This is a genomic window from Anaeromicropila populeti (assembly GCF_900112775.1).
Lineage (GTDB): Bacteria > Bacillota > Clostridia > Lachnospirales > Lachnospiraceae > Anaeromicropila_A > Anaeromicropila_A populeti.
Genome location: NZ_FOYZ01000001.1, coordinates 107775 through 127959 on the forward strand (window position 1 = coordinate 107775; position 20185 = coordinate 127959).

Annotated in this window: 17 protein-coding genes; 1 reads left to right on the forward strand and 16 read right to left on the reverse strand. The window is 37.3% G+C overall.

The annotated features are described in order from the left end of the window. Positions 1–7 precede the first annotated feature (7 nt). The 9 genes from BM305_RS00515 to BM305_RS00555 all read right to left on the reverse strand — a co-directional run bounded on the left by BM305_RS00515 (position 8) and on the right by BM305_RS00555 (position 12977). Positions 8–781 (reverse strand): amino acid ABC transporter ATP-binding protein, encoded by a 774-nt coding sequence (locus tag BM305_RS00515; protein ID WP_330393379.1) that lies wholly within the window; start codon positions 779–781, stop codon positions 8–10. 289 nt (positions 782–1070) lie between these two features. Continuing rightward, the gene (locus BM305_RS00520) at positions 1071–2663 is read right to left on the reverse strand and encodes a putative bifunctional diguanylate cyclase/phosphodiesterase (RefSeq protein WP_177214473.1); all 1593 of its coding nucleotides are present in this window, start codon (positions 2661–2663) and stop codon (positions 1071–1073) included. A 130-nt stretch (positions 2664–2793) separates the two neighbouring features. Beyond that, positions 2794–5022, reverse strand: coding sequence for a formate C-acetyltransferase (gene pflB / locus BM305_RS00525; protein ID WP_092558737.1), 2229 nt, complete (start codon positions 5020–5022; stop codon positions 2794–2796). A gap of 16 nt (positions 5023–5038) precedes the next feature. Next, positions 5039–5758 (reverse strand): pyruvate formate-lyase-activating protein, encoded by a 720-nt coding sequence (gene pflA, locus BM305_RS00530; RefSeq protein ID WP_092558738.1) that lies wholly within the window; start codon positions 5756–5758, stop codon positions 5039–5041. A 162-nt stretch (positions 5759–5920) separates the two neighbouring features. Next, positions 5921–6460 (reverse strand): hypothetical protein, encoded by a 540-nt coding sequence (locus BM305_RS00535; RefSeq protein WP_143099108.1) that lies wholly within the window; start codon positions 6458–6460, stop codon positions 5921–5923. Next, entirely contained in the window at positions 6445–7053 is a 609-nt protein-coding gene (locus BM305_RS00540) for a J domain-containing protein (protein ID WP_092558740.1), read from the reverse strand. The genes BM305_RS00535 and BM305_RS00540 overlap by 16 nt, the downstream gene beginning before the upstream one ends. Further along, positions 7037–7891, reverse strand: a complete 855-nt coding sequence (locus BM305_RS00545; protein WP_092558741.1) for a DUF5685 family protein — start codon at positions 7889–7891, stop codon at positions 7037–7039. The genes BM305_RS00540 and BM305_RS00545 overlap by 17 nt, the downstream gene beginning before the upstream one ends. Positions 7892–7909: 18 nt before the next feature. Then, complete coding sequence (locus BM305_RS00550; RefSeq protein WP_092558742.1) at positions 7910–9601, reverse strand: molecular chaperone HscC; 1692 nt, start codon at positions 9599–9601, stop codon at positions 7910–7912. Between the two features lie 10 nt (positions 9602–9611). After that, positions 9612–12977 (reverse strand): tetratricopeptide repeat protein, encoded by a 3366-nt coding sequence (locus BM305_RS00555; RefSeq protein WP_092558743.1) that lies wholly within the window; start codon positions 12975–12977, stop codon positions 9612–9614. Between the two features lie 158 nt (positions 12978–13135). Between BM305_RS00555 and BM305_RS00560 the strand changes: the two genes are divergently transcribed. Further along, positions 13136–13708: an N-acetylmuramoyl-L-alanine amidase family protein gene (locus BM305_RS00560; protein WP_092558744.1), complete on the forward strand. Its 573-nt coding sequence runs from the start codon at positions 13136–13138 to the stop codon at positions 13706–13708. A gap of 366 nt (positions 13709–14074) precedes the next feature. Here BM305_RS00560 and BM305_RS00565 read toward each other — a convergent pair whose 3' ends face one another. The 7 genes from BM305_RS00565 to BM305_RS00595 all read right to left on the reverse strand — a co-directional run bounded on the left by BM305_RS00565 (position 14075) and on the right by BM305_RS00595 (position 20180). Next, the gene (locus tag BM305_RS00565; RefSeq protein ID WP_092558745.1) at positions 14075–14446 is read right to left on the reverse strand and encodes a type II toxin-antitoxin system PemK/MazF family toxin; all 372 of its coding nucleotides are present in this window, start codon (positions 14444–14446) and stop codon (positions 14075–14077) included. A gap of 224 nt (positions 14447–14670) precedes the next feature. After that, entirely contained in the window at positions 14671–15258 is a 588-nt protein-coding gene (locus BM305_RS00570) for a superoxide dismutase (protein ID WP_092558746.1), read from the reverse strand. Positions 15259–15346: 88 nt separating this feature from the next. Beyond that, a complete protein-coding gene (locus BM305_RS00575; protein ID WP_092559033.1) occupies positions 15347–16711 on the reverse strand; it encodes an APC family permease in 1365 nt (454 codons plus the stop codon). Between the two features lie 103 nt (positions 16712–16814). Next, positions 16815–17942, reverse strand: coding sequence for an NAD(P)/FAD-dependent oxidoreductase (locus BM305_RS00580; RefSeq protein WP_092558747.1), 1128 nt, complete (start codon positions 17940–17942; stop codon positions 16815–16817). A gap of 2 nt (positions 17943–17944) precedes the next feature. Then, positions 17945–18274 (reverse strand): (2Fe-2S)-binding protein, encoded by a 330-nt coding sequence (locus BM305_RS00585; RefSeq protein WP_092558748.1) that lies wholly within the window; start codon positions 18272–18274, stop codon positions 17945–17947. 1 nt (position 18275) lies between these two features. Continuing rightward, positions 18276–19853, reverse strand: coding sequence for an FAD-dependent oxidoreductase (locus tag BM305_RS00590; protein ID WP_092558749.1), 1578 nt, complete (start codon positions 19851–19853; stop codon positions 18276–18278). 3 nt (positions 19854–19856) lie between these two features. Further along, positions 19857–20180, reverse strand: coding sequence for a (2Fe-2S)-binding protein (locus tag BM305_RS00595; RefSeq protein WP_092558750.1), 324 nt, complete (start codon positions 20178–20180; stop codon positions 19857–19859). Positions 20181–20185 lie beyond the last annotated feature (5 nt).

Genomic DNA, 20185 nt, shown 5'->3' on the forward strand with positions numbered 1-20185 from the left:
CGAATTATTATGAATGAATTCTGCTTAAAAACTGTTTTGTTCTCAATTCCTTTGGATGGTTAATTACTTCTTCTGGTGTACCATCCTCTACTACCACTCCACCTTCCATAAAAATTACTCTGGAAGCAACTTCTTTTGCAAATGCAATTTCGTGAGTTACAATAATCATTGTAATTCCGCTTTTTGCCACTTCCTTTATCGTACCTAGTACTTCACCCACTAATTCAGGATCCAATGCCGACGTTGGCTCATCTAAAAGAATAACTTCTGGCTGCATTACAATTGCCCTTGCAATTCCAACACGCTGCTGCTGTCCTCCTGATAACTGAGATGGATAAAAATCAAATTTATCTGCTAAACCAACTCTTTCCAGTGCCTGCTCACTAAATACTTTGGCATCACACTTTTTCATCCCTCTTACAATAATGAGTCCTTCCATTACATTCTGAAGTGCTGTTTTATTGCGAAACAAATTATATTGTTGAAAAACCATTGCTGTTTTTGTCCGCAAAGTCCGGATTCGCTCATTTGATGCCTTTTTACAGTCTACTGTATACTGGTTCACAGTTACCTTTCCTTGATTGGCTCTTTCCAAAAAATTAATACATCTTAATAATGTTGTCTTGCCTGATCCAGAGGGACCTAGAATTACTACCACTTCACCCTTCCTGATTTGCAGGTCTACGCCGTTTAATACTTTATTACTGCCAAATGCTTTATGCATACACTCCAACTTTACCATAATCTTTTTTTCATTCTTTACTTCCTGACTCACTTCCATCTACATTCCTCCCAACTAAAAAATGCTATTAGAAATCTAATAGCATCTTTGCTTTTTTTGTACCCTGTTATTAAATTGGTTATACCAGTTGTTGAAGCACATTATACTGGTATGACCAGTTATTTGTCAACAGTAAAATATGCACAATAACTTCTCTTAAGATTTAATATCTTTAGTACATTACATACAAAAAAGACAATATCAAAAAAGATTCCAAATATTTTACCTCCCAATTGAGTTTTATATTTGTATTTTTTTCGACATTGCCTTCTTTTATAAAGTCCATTTTTTATTCCTGATATAATAATTTTTCAAAATCTTCTACCATCATTGGTCTTCCATAATAGAAGCCTTGTATATAGTCGCACCCTAATTCCTCCAAAAACTTAGCTTGATATTCCGTTTCAATTCCTTCTGCTACCGTTTTCATATCCAAATGCTTAGCCATCATTATTGTATCACGGATAATAATCTGGCTTCGTTGATCATGCTCTGAATTTCTAAAAAATTGTGCATCCATCTTCACGATATCCAGTGAAATCTCTTTTAAAGATAGCAAGGAAGAATAGCCCGCACCAAAATCGTCCATAGAAACTAGAAATCCGTATTGCCGCAGCTTCTTAACTGTATTAAAAAGCGAACCATCATCATCAAAAAAAGCACTTTCAGTTAATTCAATTTCTATAAAATTATGCGGAATCTCATAAGAATCTACTAAATCTTTAATTTTTTCAGCCAGTCCTCTGTCATTTAAAAGCACTCTGGATATATTCACTGAAATTGTAATTATCTTTTTCTTTTCATCCAGCCACCTTCTCTGCTGCTCACAAACTTTTTGGAGCATATACATATCCAACCGAAAAATAAACTGATTTTTCTCAAAGATTGGTATAAACTCTCCTGGTGATATGGCACCAAGTGCCGCACTGTTCCATCTTGCCAATGCTTCAGCACCGATAATCCGTTCACCATTGGCAACATATTTAGGTTGCAAAACAATATAGAACTCCTGATTGATTAATGCTGCTTCCATATTATTTTCTAATTCCTTCTCACGAAGCATGGCATTCCGAACTTCCCCATTATAATATGCAATTTTGTTTTCATGGCAACTTTTAACTGTATCTCTGGCTATTGTTGCATATGTACTCATTTGCATAAAAGAGCAAGTGTAATTGGAAATGGCATAGACTCCGAAAGAAAAACGAACTGATTTCACTTCCAATTCTTGTAAAAACTGCTTATTCAACCGTTCCAGACGTTGATTAAATTCTTCCTGAACATCATATTTCAGCAAAAGAACAAATTGATCTGCACTGTATCTGGAAAAATACTCTTTCTTCTCTATGAAACACTGTAACTTATCTGAAATAGCAGCCAGTATTTCATCCCCTGTCTTTTTACCATACTGTTCATTCACCAACTTAAACTGGTCAATATCAAATGTAACAACAGCATATTCCTGATTTTTTCTTTCTTTTAAACATTTTTCTGCATCCAACTCAAACTGGTTATAATTCTTCCAATTTGTCACCAAATCTACTTGTCCCTTTTGATTCTCTTTTTTATTCAAAAAGCCCTTCCAGAATAATACACTGTAAAATATTACGCCAGAAAACGACGCAGCTAATGCAATTGTTAAAAGTGAATGCTTAAGCACCCACATTAAAAATGAAGTTGAAATTTTTTCATCTGCTGAGACACTATTAACATTTAGTACCTCCTGGTGGCTATTCGCAAAGTAAATGTAAGCCTTTAATTCACTCATAAAACTATTTAACTCATAAATTGCAAGTAATGTTAATATACCCGTTCCCACAACTGCAAACATGACAGCATACAGCCTTCTTTTTGATAATCCCGATTTATTCTGCATTTTCATGCCCATCTCCCGTAAGTCCACTATTATTATACAATTACTACCTCAGTATTTTTATAATATCATAAACAAAAAGTCATGTCCAGCTAAAAAAACTGCTGTGCAGGTTTCTCTTACACAGCAGTCTTATTTATTACATGGATTCGTGGAATGTTCTGCTTATTACCTCTTCTTGCTGCTCACGAGATAAACGATTAAAATTTACTGCATATCCAGATACACGGATCGTTAATGTTGGATAATTTTCTGGATGCTCCATAGCGTCCATTAGCAGTTCACGATTCATTACATTTACATTTAAGTGATGTGCACCTTGTACAAAATAGCCATCTAAAATTGCAACCAGGTTCTCAATTCGCTGCTGATCCTCTTTTCCCAATGCCGCTGGGACAATTGAAAACGTATTGGACACTCCATCCTGACATACATTCCGGTATGGAATTTTAGCTACTGAATTCAACGATGCCAATGCTCCATTTTCATCTCTTCCATGCATTGGATTTGCTCCTGGAGCCAATGGTTCCCCAAGTTTACGTCCATCTGGTGTACTTCCTGTTTTCTTGCCATACATCACATTTGAAGTAATGGTTAAAGCAGATAAGGTGTGAATTGCATTTCTATATAATGGATGTTTCTTTAATTCATCTGAGAATTTTGTAATCACCGCTACTGCCAAGTCATCAACTCTGTCATCATCATTACCATACTTCGGAAAGTCTCCCACTGTTTCAAAATCAACTGCTATTCCTTGTTCATTACGGATAGGCCGAACCTTAGCAAACTTAATTGCTGAAAGGGAATCTGCTGCCACCGATAAGCCAGCAACTCCAAATGCACACAATCGTTCAACATTAGTATCGTGAAGTGCCATCTGACTTGCTTCATATGCATACTTATCATGCATAAAATGAATAATGTTCATGGTATCCACATAAAGCTCAGCAACATACTCTAACACCTTATAATAGTTTGCTTTCACCTTTTCAAAGTCAATTATCTCATCCGTAATTGGTTCAATTCCTGGTACAACCTGTATCCCTTGTTTTTCATCAACACCACCATTAATTGCATACAAAAGAGATTTTGCCAGATTACATCTCGCCCCAAAAAACTGCATCTGCTTGCCAACTGTCATGGCAGAAACACAACACGCAATGGCATAGTCATCACCATAAACTGGACGCATAACATCATCATTTTCATATTGTATTGAATCCGTTTCAATAGACATTTTTGCACAATACTTTTTAAAATTCTCTGGCAATTTTTCTGACCACAAAACAGTCATATTAGGCTCTGGCGCAGTTCCCAAGTTTGTCAAACTGTGCAAATACCGGAATGAATTCTTTGTAACCAGAGGTTTTCCATTAACAGCTGCTCCACCGATAGCTTCTGTAACCCAGGTAGGATCTCCCCCAAACAGTTCATTGTACTCTGGAGTTCTCAGATGACGTACCAGACGAAGCTTAATGATAAACTGATCAATTAATTCCTGAGCCTCTTTTTCTGTAATAACTCCATTCTGAATATCTCTTTCAATATAAATATCTAAAAAGGTAGACGTTCTTCCCAAAGAGGTAGCTGCACCGTTATTCTCCTTTATTCCTGCTAAATATCCAAAATAAAGTGCCTGAACTGCCTCTTTTGCACTAGTTGCAGGTGCAGAAATATCTACTCCATAGCTGGCAGCCATTTTCTTCACCTTACCTAATGCTCTGATTTGCTCCGATACTTCTTCTCTTAAACGAATCCTTTCTTCGCTCATAAAGCCATCTAAATGACTTAAATCTTTCTTTTTCTCTTCTATTAAATAATCAATTCCATACAATGCAATACGGCGGTAGTCTCCAATAATTCGTCCTCTTCCATAAGCATCTGGCAAACCTGTCAAAAGGCCTGCTTTTCGAGCCAGACGCACTCTTTCTGGATATGCATCAAAAACACCTTCGTTATGGGTTTTCCGATATTCTGCAAAATGCTGCTGAATTTCCTCATTTAAATGATAACCATACTGTTCCAGGGATGAAGTTGCCATTCTCATTCCACCATATAGATTTACGATACGTTTTAGTGGTGCATCTGTCTGAAGGCCAACAATCAACTCATTATCTTTATCTATATAACCAGGGTCAAAATTATCAATTCCAGAGACCTTATTTGTTTCAACGTCCAGAATACCTTTTTCGATCTCTTCTAAAATGAGTTCATGGCATTTGTTCCAGACTTTATCTGTCTTTTCTGTAGTTCCCTCTAAAAATGAATCATCACCTTCATACAACGTATAATTTTTTTCAATAAAATTACGTACATTAATTGAAGATAACCATTCTCCTTCTTGAAAACCTTCCCATGCTTTTATCATTTGATCTCCTCCACTTCTATTTCCACATATGAAATAACTCTAGTTGCAATTGCTTTGTTTTTTCTACATTCATGGCCGCCACCCCTTCTAATGGGTACGGTATGTCCATAACTTTATATTTATTAACGCCCAATAGGTGATAGGGTAACAGTTCTACCTTCTCTACATTAGAAATCTGAGAAATATAGTTTTTCAATTCCACTAAATGTTCCCTACTGTCGGTTAAATCAGGTATTACAACATGGCGAATCCACACTTTGCACTGAGAAGCATTCAGTGCTTCAATAAACCGGGTCGTCTCTCCTATGTCTCTTCCTGTAATTCGCTTATATCCTTCACTGGTATAATGCTTCACATCAAAGAGGACTAAATCGGTATACTTTAATACTTTTCCATAATTACATTCTCTAGCTCCTACCCCTGCTGTATCAATAGCAGTGTGTATTCCTTCATTCCTCAGACGAAATAACACTTCTTCTAAAAAACCTGGCTGCAATAACGGTTCACCCCCCGAAAAAGTTACTCCACCGCCGCTTTTCTCAAAATACGGCCGAAATCGAATTAATTTTTTCACCAGTTCTTCTGGAGAAACCGCTTTTCCATCTTTTAAACTCCATGTATCTGGATTATGACAAAAACAGCATCTGAGCAGACAACCTTGTAAAAACACAACGCTTCGAATTCCAGGTCCATCTACTAAGCCCATAGTTTCAATCGAATGAATTTGTCCTAACATATTTTTCCCCTCTTTACCATCTAAACTTTTCTGCTGTTTAACTGCTAATCATATTAACATAGAATTCAGATAACATCAATATACTTCTGCTTCCATTTTCGATAATTACTCTCATTAGTTATTTTTTTCAAAATCAACTCTTTTTCCTTATCAACCCATCTGTCATTTTCTTATTTTATTCCCCAATCTCGCCCAATGCTTATTCATAAACACTTCATACGCCTTATCAAAAACAAAAAGAGCAGCTTGCCCTCCCACAATCATTAGAACTAGAATGTTTCTATTTACTTGACCTTCAAAAACCAACTGGGGGGCAAGTACAACTGTTGGAAGGTACATGCTGTTAAAAACCAATAGTTTTGCCAAAATAGTAACGTACCTGTTCCATTTTCCAAAGTATTTACTAACCTTTTTTGCCTGTAAATATTCTACCATAAAAATATATACACCAAACCCTGCCATAGTGAAACAATACAGCTTTTGTGGCATAATGATAAAATTCATAAGTACGGCACCAATTAAAAAGCCAGCCCCATGCCAAATTCCTGTTTCTCGTACAGCAATTCCAACACAAAAAGAAGCCGCTGCCAAAAAGAACAGCGTATTTACTTCAATTATTGATCCTGCAAAAAACAGTATGCCCTGAAACGCCATAAGTAACCCTAAAAAAGCTATTTTCCTTGCCTTTAAAAGCATGAACACAAGTCGCCTCCCATACATTCACACATGGTATCTAAGCACCATAAGTCACAACAAAAATCACAAGTATCGTAATTTGAGTTGCCATATCTTCTGCTATTTGTCTGATATTGATTGGTATTCATTTGTACTTGATTTAAAAAATTAATATATTCTATATTATTGGGTTCCATCTGCACTGCCTGTCTTGCGTGCACCTGTGCATTATATGGATCGCGGATTCCTGCGTAGGCAGCGGCCGCATAATAATGCCATCTGGCAGTCCTCTCTGGGATTTTATCCAACTCAATTAATGCCTCCCGAAAACGTCTCATATTTAGCAACGCGTATACCTGGCGAAGCTCAGCAGATTCGTTTCCTGCATAATTGCCATAAAAATTTTGATTACTGCCCCTTGCCGATCCACCTGCTCTCTCTTCCATAATTCTTTCATATGCTTCTTGAACCTCTTTAAATTTTGCTTCTGTATATTCTGGGCGTGGGTCATTCGGATTAGAATCTGGGTGATATTTCCTGCTTAACTCACGATATGCTTTTTTAATCTCTTCCTGTGCAGCATTAGGGGCAACCCCTAATACATCATATGGATTTTTCATGCTCTTCCTCTTTGCCTTCCTTCCTTTTTATTCTGGTTTTACTAAACTGAATCCAGACTCCTGCATATAATATATTCCTTAAAATTTCCACCTCTTCCATTAGTGGAAGCTTCTCAAATTCTTTTACACCCTCCGAAATTGTTGCTGTGAGTATGTCCATACATTTTACATCAAAATCTTCCTCACAACAAAATGACTTTAATGGATTAAAACAATTATTCTTAATATCCTGCTCAATATCCACATAAGCATCTAAAATATAAATAAATTTCCCCAGAAAATATCCCATCATGCGTAAAGACTTTGCCCATACATCCTCCTGGTATACAAACAACTCCTCCATAAGTCTTCCGAAACAATCTGCCAGAACCTCTATATTTTCTTCCCGACTTTTTTCATGCCGCCGTAATTCCTGTAATGTTGTTTCCATTACTGTACATTGCCTTGGATACTTCTGTGCAATTAAACAATATTGCCTCTTTAGTATTTTGGCTGCTGCTAATCCTGGTAGACTTTTCTCATCCTCCCAGTTATCAAGTAAATGATGATAGGTTAATGCAATATTCATATCCGCTGCATATTCCGTAATTTCATTTTCCAGCATCCAGTGCTTTTTTCCAGGATGAACAATACATCTGTGTTTTTCCTCTCTTACTTTACTTTCATAGAGAGAAGTCAATAAAATAACCAGAAACGTCATATCATAGGTTAATGTCATCTGACCTATTTTCCCATACTTCCGTTTTAAAGTATTACACAATCCACAATAATAGCCTTTATATCGATAATACTCCTTTACCTTCAGTTCCGGTTTATGAATTGTAACATATCCGAACATGCATGCCTCCAGTCATATCTAATTCAGTTCCTCCAACTCATCTAAAAAATCTTTTAGTTCTCTTCTTGCTCCAGTTATTCTGCTTTTTTCCCTTGTGCTTAATGCATCCTCAAATTTCCGGATCTCATGCTCCAGCTGAATCCTTGCTCTCCCAACACTTTCCTCATACAACCGTTCTCCGCGTAAAAGAAGAAGCTTATTTTCCTCTTGATCTCTTGGATGAATTTTTAAATAAGAAAGCTCTTCCATTCTCTTCTCAATTTCTTCTTCTGTCATATCCGAATTCTGCCCTTTTATAATTCTTCTGACCTTTTTCCCAGTAGAAATTACCGTAACCTCTACTTCCAGAATAGAATTCATATCGTAGGTATACGTAACATCTACCGCCTCCTGGCCAGCAGGAGCTTTGGGAACATCAATCTGTAATTCTCCAAGAGGCAGATTATTGACAGCAAAACGGCTCTCCCCTTGTAAAATATTAACCCTTATTTTGGTCTGATTATCTCTTACGGTATACAGCCTTTCTGTCCTGCTTGCTGGAATAACCGTATTCCGCTCAATAATCGGACAAAAGTGCCCCTCTTCAAATCGGTTTCCTTCTCTTTCCACCACTACCTCTGTTCCTAGGGTAAATGGGCATACGTCAGTAAGAATTACTTCCTTAATTGCTTCTTTTCTCTCTTTCATTGCACCCTGAATAGCTGCTCCTAATGCAACAACCTCATCTGGGTTTACACTTGTGTCCGGAAGCTTTTTAAATAATTTGCCTACAAACTTTCTCACAATGGGCAGCTTTGTGGCTCCGCCTACTAATACCACCATATCAATTTCTGAAAGCTTTATATTGGCATCTGCCAGACTTCTTTTTATTGGCTGCCTGATTCTTTCCAATAAAAGCTGGCATGCCTCCTCATACTCTGAAATCTCAATTTCATAATCATACGAAACTCCATTTATATTGCAGCTCATAGTTGAAGTTCTTTGCTGTGAAAATGCAATTTTACATTTTTCTGCCTGCTGACGAATACTATTCCTCGTTTTTTGATCAAGCTCATCCTTGTTTATCTCCTTTGCAGTAAAAAACATCTGCTCCAGCACCTCTGTAAAATCCTCACCGCCTAAGAAATTATCTCCTGCAACCGCCCTGACCTCTAAAATCGTGTGAAACAGTTCCAGAATTGAAACATCAAAGGTACCTCCTCCCAAATCAAAAACAAGAAATTTTGTATTCTTGTTTTTCTGATATAGTCCGTAGGCAATAGCTGCTGCCGTAGGTTCACTAATAATACGTTCCACTTTTAAACCTGCCAGTTCGCCAGCTCTTTTAGTTGCCTTTCTTCTGGCATCATTAAAATATGCTGGAACACTAATAATTGCTTCTGTAACAGGTTCCCCTAAAAATGCCTCTGCATCCTCCTTTAAAGAACGCAGCACAAAGGAAGAAAGCTCTTCTGCTGTAAATGTTTTCATTCCAAGCTGGTACTTTTTATCGCTGCCCATGTTACGCTTAAACACACTTGCTGAATTCATTGGTTCCAATACCAGCAATTCCCTAGCTGTCTCTCCTACATAAATCTGCCCTTGTTCATCCACACTCACAATAGATGGTGTAAGATTCTTACCCAGCCGGTTTGGTATAATCTTTGGTCCCTCTTCTGTAAAATAAGCCGCTAGACTATTTGTCGTTCCTAAATCAATTCCAATTATCACAGTTCATCTCTCACTTTTTATTTAATTTCTTTTGATTTTTAAGTTTCCACTTTACCTCAATTATATTGGGGTCACAATCCGCTATTTTTTGATAGCGTTCCCTCGCTTCTTCGTACTTTCCTTCCAGTTCCAGCAATAGTGCCTCCCCATATAATGCCTCCCAGCAAAAACGATAATGACAGTTTCTGCATTTTGTACAAGAATTCATTTTTTCAAAGCATTCTTTTGCTTGTTCATATAATTCCATATTATAATATATAATACCGATATTATAAAGCCTTTGTGGACGATATGGCAAATAATCTGTATACTTGTCACTTCCTCCATAAGTTTCTTCCAAAAATTTCATAGCCAACTGATAATATTTTGCTGCCTTATCCTTCTTTTTCAGGAAGCCATAAGTCATAATCAAGTTGCCGCAGCATTGAAAATAATCACTGTCCTGATTATTCTTTTCAATTTCATAGGCAGCCTTAAAATATTTCAATGCCTTTTTGGGATTTCCTGAAATATAAAAATAATATTCCCCTAGCTCTGTCAACGGAGTACTATTTTTCTTATCGGCCTCTATAGACTGTTGATAAAATTTCAACCCCAATTTCTCTTTTCCTGCTTCCAGATATGTGTTTGCTATTTTCGCTAAATAATAGCTTTTGCTGGTTTTACTTTTATTTAATGCGTCCTCATAATAATGTACTGCCTCATCATATCTTTTTAATGTCCGCAATATATCTGCTGCATCTTCATAACAGGAACAATTATCAGGATATAACTTTATGTTCTTTTGATAACACTCTACTGCTTTCTCTCCCTGGCCTAACACTTCATAGCAGACACCCATGTTTCCATATGGAAGTACTGAACTTTCTTCCTCTAGCTCTTCTACAGCATGCTGGTACATCTCCAGAGCCTTATCATACTGCTCCAATATCTTATAAACAAATCCCGCATTATTGTATGCAAACAAATTCCTAGGATTTAACTGTAACGCTTTTTGAAAATCCTCCATTGCTTCCTCCAGCCTGTACCCTGCCAGATATAAAAGCCCTCTGTCAATAAAATAATAATCATTTTCTAATACTTCAAGCTGTTGGTTTGCGTGAATCAGCGCCTTCTGGAAATATTCCAGTTTTTCTGTTTCACGGTACCGATCCAAATAAATATTCTTAATCCGTCCATTGGCACTTCTATGTTCAGGATAGAGTAACAGAACCTTGCCGAATCTTTCTAGTGCCTCCTCAATCAGATTGTTTTTCTCATGGCAATCACCGCTGTCATATAGAACAAGTGGATTATCTGGAAAGTTCACCTCCAACTCTTGGTAAAAGCTTAATGCCTCTTTGTATTTGCCCTGTGTCATTAATAAATCTGCCTTAACCAAATAATACTGGTAGGATTCTGGTGAAAGGGCTATGGCTTTTTCAATCTGTTCCATTCCTTCTTCCAACTGCTCCATATCCAAATAGAACAATGCCATCTCAAAGTGAAGTTCTTCTACACGTTCTATTACGCCGTTATCCAGCTCCACCTTCTCCAATAAAGATTCACATAGTTTCAGACATCTTTTCCTTTCTTCAATGGTGTCCCATGTATATCTGTTAATTTTAATCTGAATTAACTGCAACTCACCACTTTCCAATTGGTTTTCTTCTGCCTTCTGAATAATATCCAGTGCATCTTTATACTGCTCAATATAAAGAAAAACCTTTGCTGCCAGTTCATATGGCTTAACATAACCTGGATAAATAGAGATAGCGGCATAAAAATCATCAATTACATTCTGTCCATATTTTAAATTAAAATATGCTTCCTGTCTATTAATATATGCTGGATAATACCCTTCATCCTCACTTAATATCTTATCGCAAATATCAATACAGGCTTCATTTTGATTTATTTTTAAATAAGCACGAGCTTGTTCTGTTAAATAAATCCGTCTCATGTTATCGTCCTTCTCAGCCTTTATCGCCTCATCTAGAAAATAAAATGCTTTTTTAAAAAACTCTTCCAGACTTTCCTCCTCTTGTGCTAATTCCTGATAACATACCGCAATTGTATAGTTGGCATATCCAAGACGTTTTTTTCTTCTTTGATTTTCCTTCGTCCCATCATCCTCTACATCTTTTATATATTCCAGCCATTTTAGCAGATACGGAAGGGCATTATTATGGTTATTCATAGCCAAATAGGTTCTTCCAGCCAAATTGTAGTAATCTATTGCATTTTCCTCATCTGGTTCCAAACCCTCTAACAACTGGATACACTCTTGAAGCTTCTCATTTTGGAAGAAACACCATCCCATTTCTAATCTGATTTTCAGCTTATCTGGCTCCTGTTCCAGCTTCTGCTCAAAATCCTGAATCAAAAAATCATTTACCTTTCTCATGGCCTCCAGCGCCTGCTCGTCATTGGGTTCCACATCCAATACTTCCAGGTAAAATTCTTTGGAATGCTCATAATCTTCCATCAGATAATAATACTCTGCCATCTTTAGTTTTGCCGAATAGTGATCTGGTGCTATTTTTAAAATTTCTTGATAAATCTCTGCTGCTCTATCATATTCCTTTTTCCTCCATGAAACCTCTGCTGAAAAAAATAAACAATATGTATTTTCCTTATATTTTTCTCCTAGACAGTCAGCTATCTCACACGCTCTTTCATAATCTTCCCTTGCCAGTGCAACTCTTAACTTTTCAACATCAAGATAGGGATGATAAATATGTAGGTGCTCTATATCAGTAAAAACTGCTTCGATACCTTCAAAATTCTTCCCGTCTATTCGTTCTTTTAAGTTGAAATACTGATTAATATACTTGTCATAATCGGCATTTTCATCTCCTTCAAATAACTTCATATCAATAAAAAATTCATTCTTGATTTGATACACAATGAAGTTAATAAACTGCTTTGAATAGTTTTCCTCTAACTCTTCCTGGGTTTCAATGAAACGAAACTCATCCTCCAGTACCTTCCACACACAATTAGGAAGTCGAAAATGATTCATCAGAAAATTCAGTAAACATTCTTTCGCTTCAATACTGGTATCTAGTGCCGTGCACACTTCATCCTCTACAAGCTTTTTCCACTCTTTCGGATCAATTCTTCTGGAAATAGAACAGTAGGTATCAGATACCTGTTCCATCCATGCATCTATCACAGGATTTCCTGTTTTTTCCCATGGTTCATTGATTTCCTCTTCCTCGTTTCCCTGTGCATATTGAACTGCCGCTTCATACGCCCCACGAAGTTCCTTGAATCCTTCTGGATTATCTTCCGGATTCACCTGAACCAGTTTCTCTCGATATGCCTGCTTAATTCTATTTTGATCTTTTGTTTTTTCTAAACCAAGTATATCCCATATCCTGCTGTTTTCCATTTTAGATACCTCCCAAACATTGTGAACTATTTCTATTATAAAAAAACACCTTATAACTTACAAGCCTTTGTTAAAATGTTTTTCACAGGACGTGTTTTTATTTCATATATTAATAGCAATCGGAATAGTTCCATATTAGGAAAGAAAGATGTGATAACTTGGCAATTAAAATATTTGTAGATCAGGGACATAATCCAACTGGATTTAATGCTGGTGCAGAAGGGTTCGGACTTCGCGAACAAGATATTACTTATAATGTAGGTACCTACTTAGCTAATCTTTTATCCAATGACTATCGGTTTGAGGTACGCACCTCGCGAACCAATCCTGAGGAATATCTGGGAACTTCTCAGGTTACCAGCTTACAGACACGGGTTGATATGGCTAATAATTGGCCTGCTGATTATTTTATTAGTATTCATGCAAATGCAAATGAAAACCCTGCCATTAACGGAACGGAAGCCTATGTTGCAGAGGCATATTCAGAAGCCTATTATTTAGGCTATGATATTGTTGCAGCAATTGTGGAAAGAGTAGGCACCCGCAATAATGCTGTCCGCTTAAACCCATCGCTTTATGTATTAAGAAAAACTACCATGCCTTCGGTTTTAGTTGAACTTGGATATTTAACCAATTACGAGGACAGTGAAAAATTAAGAAATGACCAATATCAGTTTGCCTATGGGATTTATGAAGGACTGCTTAATTACTTTGGCCTTCCCCAGTTATAATGGTATATTTAAAGAGAAGCATCTCGCTCCATATCATTTAAATAGTGAGTAAAGTAGAAAAACGATTTTGGATATTACCAATATATCTGAGATCGTTTTTTAGATTGATGATTTTTTTGAAAAGCAAATAAATTCCACAATTAGATAGAACTATGATATAATGAACAAGTGTAAGGATAAGGAGGAAATTATGAGAAAATTAAATAGCCGCTTTCGTTACCTCAAAAAATAATCAGAAACGAAAGCGGCCACAAATATTCTTTTGAATATCAACCCTATTTTAAATTATTATTATTCCCCTTGTGAAAAATCAAACGCTTAACAAAATGACATCAAACTCTCACTGTTCTTTTACAATTATCATCTTTAGTTATATTTTGAGAAAACACCAACCTGAATCTGAATACCCTTCGTAATTGCCTGTAATATGTAATTGTTTGTTATCTCTCCAACTACTTTTTTAATATCCCTTTTATCAACTGAAATTATTTGTTCTGTTAAAGCAACAGAATCTGTAGTTAACCCAGTAGCATCATTTACAGATACGGAAACATGCGTAGGCAGTTCCTTCTTCTTGTTCTTGGAAGTTAACGGTATCAACGTAATTACAGGACTATGTTGGTTTGCCTTATTATTGGATATAATACATGCTGGTCTGATACCTGCCTGCCTGCTGCCTCGGTTATAGTTCCCAAAATTAGCATATACTATATCTCCACGTTTAATATTATCTAGCATACTTATCAACCTCTTTTCAATAGAATCACGCTCTCATTAACCTATTGATATCTTTTGTACAATTATATAATAAAGGAAATCCTGCAAAATAACAATACACTCTATGTATTTTACACTATTTACGTATGATCTGACATGTTCCCCCCAGCCCTGCCTATGTATATGGTTCACTTTCATTATTATTTGACATTTACATAAAGTATTTCTTACATTTTCATAACATACTATTCAATCCATTTTATTCTTCTATTTACAATATCCCAGTCAATGTTATTCATAAAATTCCGAATATACTCATCCTTTTTATTTGCATATTGCAGAAAGTAAGCATGCTCATACATATCTAACACTAACAGCGGTGTTGCAAACGTAATATTTCCCATATCATGGGCGTCTAAGCTGATATTTCTCAAACGCTTTGAGCGATAATCAAACAATAACACTGCCCAGCCTCTGCTTGCCTTTGCTGTAGCAATAAAATGTTTTTGCCACTGCTCTACACTTCCAAAATCCCGAATCAGATACACGGTGCTTGCATCACAAGGTTTATTTGTATTTCCACCAATGTTTTCAAAATAAAGTTCATGGAGAATAACACCATTTAGTGCAAATGTCTCGCCTCTCTTTATTCCTCTGTATTTACTATAAGTAGCATTGGCTGTTTCTAAATCTCCTCCCTCTAAGAGCAGCCCATCGATTTCGTTCATTTTATTTATGTATCCTTCGTATAATTTCATATGAACATCAAATTGTTCTTTATTAATAACAGTAACCTCTTTTGAATATTGAAACTCCAACATTTTAAATTTCAAATAAATACCTCCAGTATGTTTGTCATACTAAATATGTATGCATCATATCTGGAGGTTTATTAGTAAAACCGTTATTTTCTACATAAATTTAATTTTCATTTATACTTTCTAATGTGATGTATTCCTGAAAAGAGGTTCTCTTAATTATTTTTACCCATGTATAGGCATAGGCTGTCATAATGATTAGAAAAGCAAAGAATATTTTATATACAAAAATCCTGTTTTCTCCTTCGGCAATATTCCAAATCATAAAGATATCTCCTGCAATACAAATAATTTGTGGTATTCCAAACAATGTCAGTTTTTTATTGCGTCCTGGAGCATCTGGATATTTTTTTCGTAGTACCAGTACGGAAATATTCACCATGATGTAAGAGGTAAGCCAAAAGCAGGAGGCAGCCAAAAGCAGATTGGTAAGACTTGAACTGCTTGCAAAACCTGTAATTAAAATACCTGCAACTATACTGACCATAAGAATGAGTCCCGCAACCGGTGTGTCCTTGCTATTCTTTCTGCTAAAAATTTCTGGCATCATCTGTGCATCTGCCATACCACTTAGTATTCTTGTTACACTTCCTAATACCGTATTAATTGTACTCACCCCGGCAAGAATGGTTACAAACCCCATCCAGTAACCCCCTGCCTTCCCTAAAAGATTCTCAGCAAAAACCATATGTGGCATACTGCTGGTTGATAGCTCTTCCAGTGTCACATAATTTGTCATTCCAATTCCAATTAAGGTCTGTACCACAAACAAAATAAGAATACCTAAAATCATGGCAAGGGGCACATCTCGTTTTGGATTTTTTAGATTTTTAGAAATCGGAATAACAAATTCAATTCCTATAAACAACCAGAATGCCAGTGCAGATAACGAAGTAATTCCTTTCCATCCAGTAACAACAGGCTGAGTCTGATTTACCACTTCAATGACTTGTCCTGTTCCTAATTTAAATGTACTAAGAATTCCCAGAACCGCCAGTGAACCCAATAGTAAAATAACAACTATATTTTGAATTTTTGAAAAAATGTCGACTCCCATATAGTTTACCAAAGCCAGAAGTGCCAAAAGAATCAGGCTGATTACCACAGCTGGTACCTGTTTTAAAAATGTATTATGAATTACCATCCCACACATAGCCATTTCCACAGATCCTGCCAAAAGATTGGTAAGCACATAAGCTGAAAGGTTGGAAACAATGGAAGGTACAGGGCCTAAACCTACTAACGTATATTGGCCAAGACCGCCTTCTACCTCTGGCATTAAATTATGCAGCTCACTAAATGAAATTGCTAATAAAGCATTTAAAATAATTACAATAAACATGGATACAATAAATCCTTTTCCTGCCAGTCCCATACCCTGTCCTAAGGATAATAGACAGCTAGTTGCAACAATTAGTCCTACGCAGACTGATATTGCACTGACAAGCCCTAATTTTCTCTCTTTCATATACATGCTCCTTTCTTTTTCCACAAACCTGGAAGTCTGCATAAGAAAAAAGCAAAGACATCCTGTTTGTATTAGACGTCTTTGCCATATATAACGGTCACTGTTAAATTTTTGTCTGAAAACGATCGTATCGAAAATCATTGATAGCCAGAATCGTCTCTTCGCCCAAAGCCATTTGAGCTAATATAGTACCAACTGTAGGTGAAATACCAAAACCATGTCCTGAAAAGCCACACGCTAAAATAAACCCAGGTACTTCCTCTACATGACTAATAACGGGAACATGATCGGCACAAACATCAATCCACCCTGCCCATGTCCGCACAATTTTAGCATCTTCCAGACAAGGAAAATATTTCATAATTCCTCTGCAAATACAAGAGGCGGTCAGACTATTTGTTACGGGAATTCCATTATCTTTATTTACGCCTTCAAAGCCTGATGTTCCTCCAAATACAAAAGAACCATGTGTACTCTGATGTCCATAAAAATCTGCTGCTGCTGTACCAAGCATCTGATAAAACATAGGTGGCTGTGCTTCTGTTACCAGCACCTCCAGCAGTGCCTGGGACATTGGCACATCGATTCCTACCGTTGCCGCTATTTTTCTACTTTCATAGCCAGCTGCCAGAATAATAGTTTCCCCTTCATAAACAGCCTCAGAAGTCACTACCTGTCTGGCTTTTCCTTTTATTTTTTTTATTTTTACTACTTCTTGATTGGTAATAAACTGAACTCCCAGCTGTCTTGCTTTTCGATAATAGGCTAATGTGGCAAGCATAGGATTTGCATGACCATCTGTTGGGCACCAGCTTGCTCCTATTACTTCATCTGATAAATATGGACAGATTTCTTTGGCTTGTTCGCCATCAATCATTTTTACATCTAGTCCTAAGGAAACCGCTTTTTCTGTAAGCCCCTCCAAAATATTAATATGAGCATCTGTTTTGCCAAGTCTTAGATTTCCTTCTTGATAATATTCAACGTCCATTTCCAGTTCTTCTGAAAGAGTGGGCCACAAATTTTTTACTCCATACATTGCCAAAGGCAGCTCTCTTTTATCACGTCCAGACTGTCTTACCCCACCGCCATTTCTGCTGGAACCTCCATTTCCGATATCATTGCTTTTCTCCAGAACAATAACGGAACAGCCTTTTTTTGCTAAATAATATGCTGTGGAGCTTCCAATAATACCTCCACCAATTATAATCACATCTGCACAATTTGCCATATCTATTCCGCCTCCTTTCCTTCGTTGCCTAACACTCTCATTTCAATTGGACGCATTGGTGCTCTGGCCGCAGCAGGCTCTAAATCCAACGGAGAAACACCAAGCTCTTTTGCGACAATACCCTTTATTAGTTTTCCACAGGTCTGTCCCTGGCAAAGCCCCATTCCTGTGCGTAAATACCGTCTGATTTCTGTTAGTGTATACATTCCATCGTGTACTGCCTTTCGGATTTCACCCTTTGTTATTTCCTCACATCGGCAAATTATAATAGCATCATCTGGCTGTGGAATAAATTCGCCAATATTTGTTGAACGATTACTTATTTTCTTCATGTTATACCCCCTGACTACAAAAGAATCTTGCCTTCATTGCCATTTCTGCTGGAACCTTCATGGTAAGCAAATGTGTCTGATCAAATGCTTTTGCGGATTTCACATCTACTACTTCCGCATCACAAACTTTTTTTCCACTTCGGTCTAATGCGATTCCCTTATCTCCTGGCTCAGGCAGTGGAAGAAATTCATACGGAAGCGTAATAGAGGCAAAACCTGTTTCATACTGTTCATCTACTAGAAAAATTGCTTGTCCCGAACAAGATGCCACACACATTCCACAGCCTATACATTCTTTTGTTTCATCAATTGCTGGCAGAGATGTTATTTTATTACCAATTCTGATACATCTTTTAGGACAGGCATCTTGGCAGGGATTACAAGGAATGTTTTGCGTACATTCAATGACGGGATGTATTCCCTTTCCATGGGTCACGCCAGGAAATCTTTCTATTTCCCCTTCCTCAACATAACCCTTTTCTAACAAACTTCTGGATATTTCAATTCCTTCTTCTGTTTTTTCCAGTACTTTTCCTCGGTTTTCAGGGGCAAACATGCCCTCACGCAAGCTAAACAATGCTTTCTCTAGTTCCTTAACTTTGTCATCTGTCTCTTCCTTACTGATAAATCCCAGATATTCTGCTGCTGCCACACCAGAAATACGGCCCTCGATCATTGCAGAACTTGCTTCCTCTATTCCAGATACGTCACCTGCCACAAAAATTCCTGGAATACTGGTAGCGCCTGTTTCATCACATTCTGGAATATAGCCCGTCGGCGTATCTGTCATTTTGCATCCTGCCATTTTTAGCAGCTGCGACATAGGCGATAGCCCTACTGCAAGACAAATGGTATCTACATCAAAATGCTTTTCTGTTCCAGGTATCACCTTCCATTCTTTGTCTACCTGTCCGATTGTAACACCTGTTACACATTCTTCCCCTTCTGCCTTTATAATTGTATGTGATAAATAGAATGGTACTCCGCACCTTGCCACTTTAGCAGCATGAACTCCGTAGCCGCCTACTTTGGGAGCTGCATCCACGAGGGCCGCTACTTCGCAGCCTGCCTGTAACAATTGGAAACTAACTACTAATCCTACATTGCCAGAACCCAGCATCAGCACTTTATTCCCTGGCTTAATACTGTGCAGATTCATCATGGTCTGTGCCGCACCAGCTCCAATTACACCAGGCAATGTCCATCCATCGAAGGTAACCATATTTTCAGATGCACCTGTAGCCACAATGACTGCATCTCCCTTGTAATGTCTGATTTCATCCGCTATTTTTACAGTAACCTCTTTATCCAGGTAAAGTCCAATTACAATTGCATTTAAAACTACTTTTACACCATATTCACTTGCCTCTTTTAATAGCTCTTCACCAATTTTATATCCTCTGATTTTTGCCTTATGTTCCTTTGAACCAAAGAATTTGTGTATCTGTTTAAATAACTGCCCGCCAGGTTTGGCATTCTCATCAAATACAATAACTTTAAGTCCTTTCTTGGCTGCTTCAATTGCAGCAGATAAACCTGCCGGACCAGCTCCTACAATAATTAAATCGTATCGTTTCATAGCTTACTCCTCTCCTGTTGATTCCATAGCTGCCACACCATACTGGGTCTGCACAATCATACCTTCCTTTAACGGCGTAATGCAGGTTCTTACGTTTGGCTTACCATCCACTACCATAACACAGTCTGTACATCTTCCTATTGCACAAAAAACACCTCTTGGCTTATGCTGCTTCTTTGTATATCTGTGAATCCTTACTCCTGCCGCCTCCAATGCTACAGCTATTGGTTCTCCTTCCAATCCTGTAAGCTTTATTCCGTCGTGTATAAATCCAACCACTTTTTTTTCTTCTGGCTTCCCTAAAATTGGGTGTTCCTCTATTCTCATCCTAT

Coding starts and splice junctions, on each gene's coding strand:
- BM305_RS00515 (WP_330393379.1), bottom strand. CDS start 781: ATGGAAGTGAGTCAGGAAGTAAAGAATGAAAAAAAGATTATGGTAAAG.
- BM305_RS00520 (WP_177214473.1), bottom strand. CDS start 2,663: ATGAAAATGCAGAATAAATCGGGATTATCAAAAAGAAGGCTGTATGCT.
- pflB (WP_092558737.1), bottom strand. CDS start 5,022: ATGATAAAAGCATGGGAAGGTTTTCAAGAAGGAGAATGGTTATCTTCA.
- pflA (WP_092558738.1), bottom strand. CDS start 5,758: ATGTTAGGACAAATTCATTCGATTGAAACTATGGGCTTAGTAGATGGA.
- BM305_RS00540 (WP_092558740.1), bottom strand. CDS start 7,053: ATGAAAAATCCATATGATGTATTAGGGGTTGCCCCTAATGCTGCACAG.
- BM305_RS00545 (WP_092558741.1), bottom strand. CDS start 7,891: ATGTTCGGATATGTTACAATTCATAAACCGGAACTGAAGGTAAAGGAG.
- BM305_RS00555 (WP_092558743.1), bottom strand. CDS start 12,977: ATGGAAAACAGCAGGATATGGGATATACTTGGTTTAGAAAAAACAAAA.
- BM305_RS00565 (WP_092558745.1), bottom strand. CDS start 14,446: ATGCTAGATAATATTAAACGTGGAGATATAGTATATGCTAATTTTGGG.
- BM305_RS00575 (WP_092559033.1), bottom strand. CDS start 16,711: ATGAAAGAGAGAAAATTAGGGCTTGTCAGTGCAATATCAGTCTGCGTA.
- BM305_RS00580 (WP_092558747.1), bottom strand. CDS start 17,942: ATGGCAAATTGTGCAGATGTGATTATAATTGGTGGAGGTATTATTGGA.
- BM305_RS00585 (WP_092558748.1), bottom strand. CDS start 18,274: ATGAAGAAAATAAGTAATCGTTCAACAAATATTGGCGAATTTATTCCA.
- BM305_RS00590 (WP_092558749.1), bottom strand. CDS start 19,853: ATGAAACGATACGATTTAATTATTGTAGGAGCTGGTCCGGCAGGTTTA.
- BM305_RS00595 (WP_092558750.1), bottom strand. CDS start 20,180: ATGAGAATAGAGGAACACCCAATTTTAGGGAAGCCAGAAGAAAAAAAA.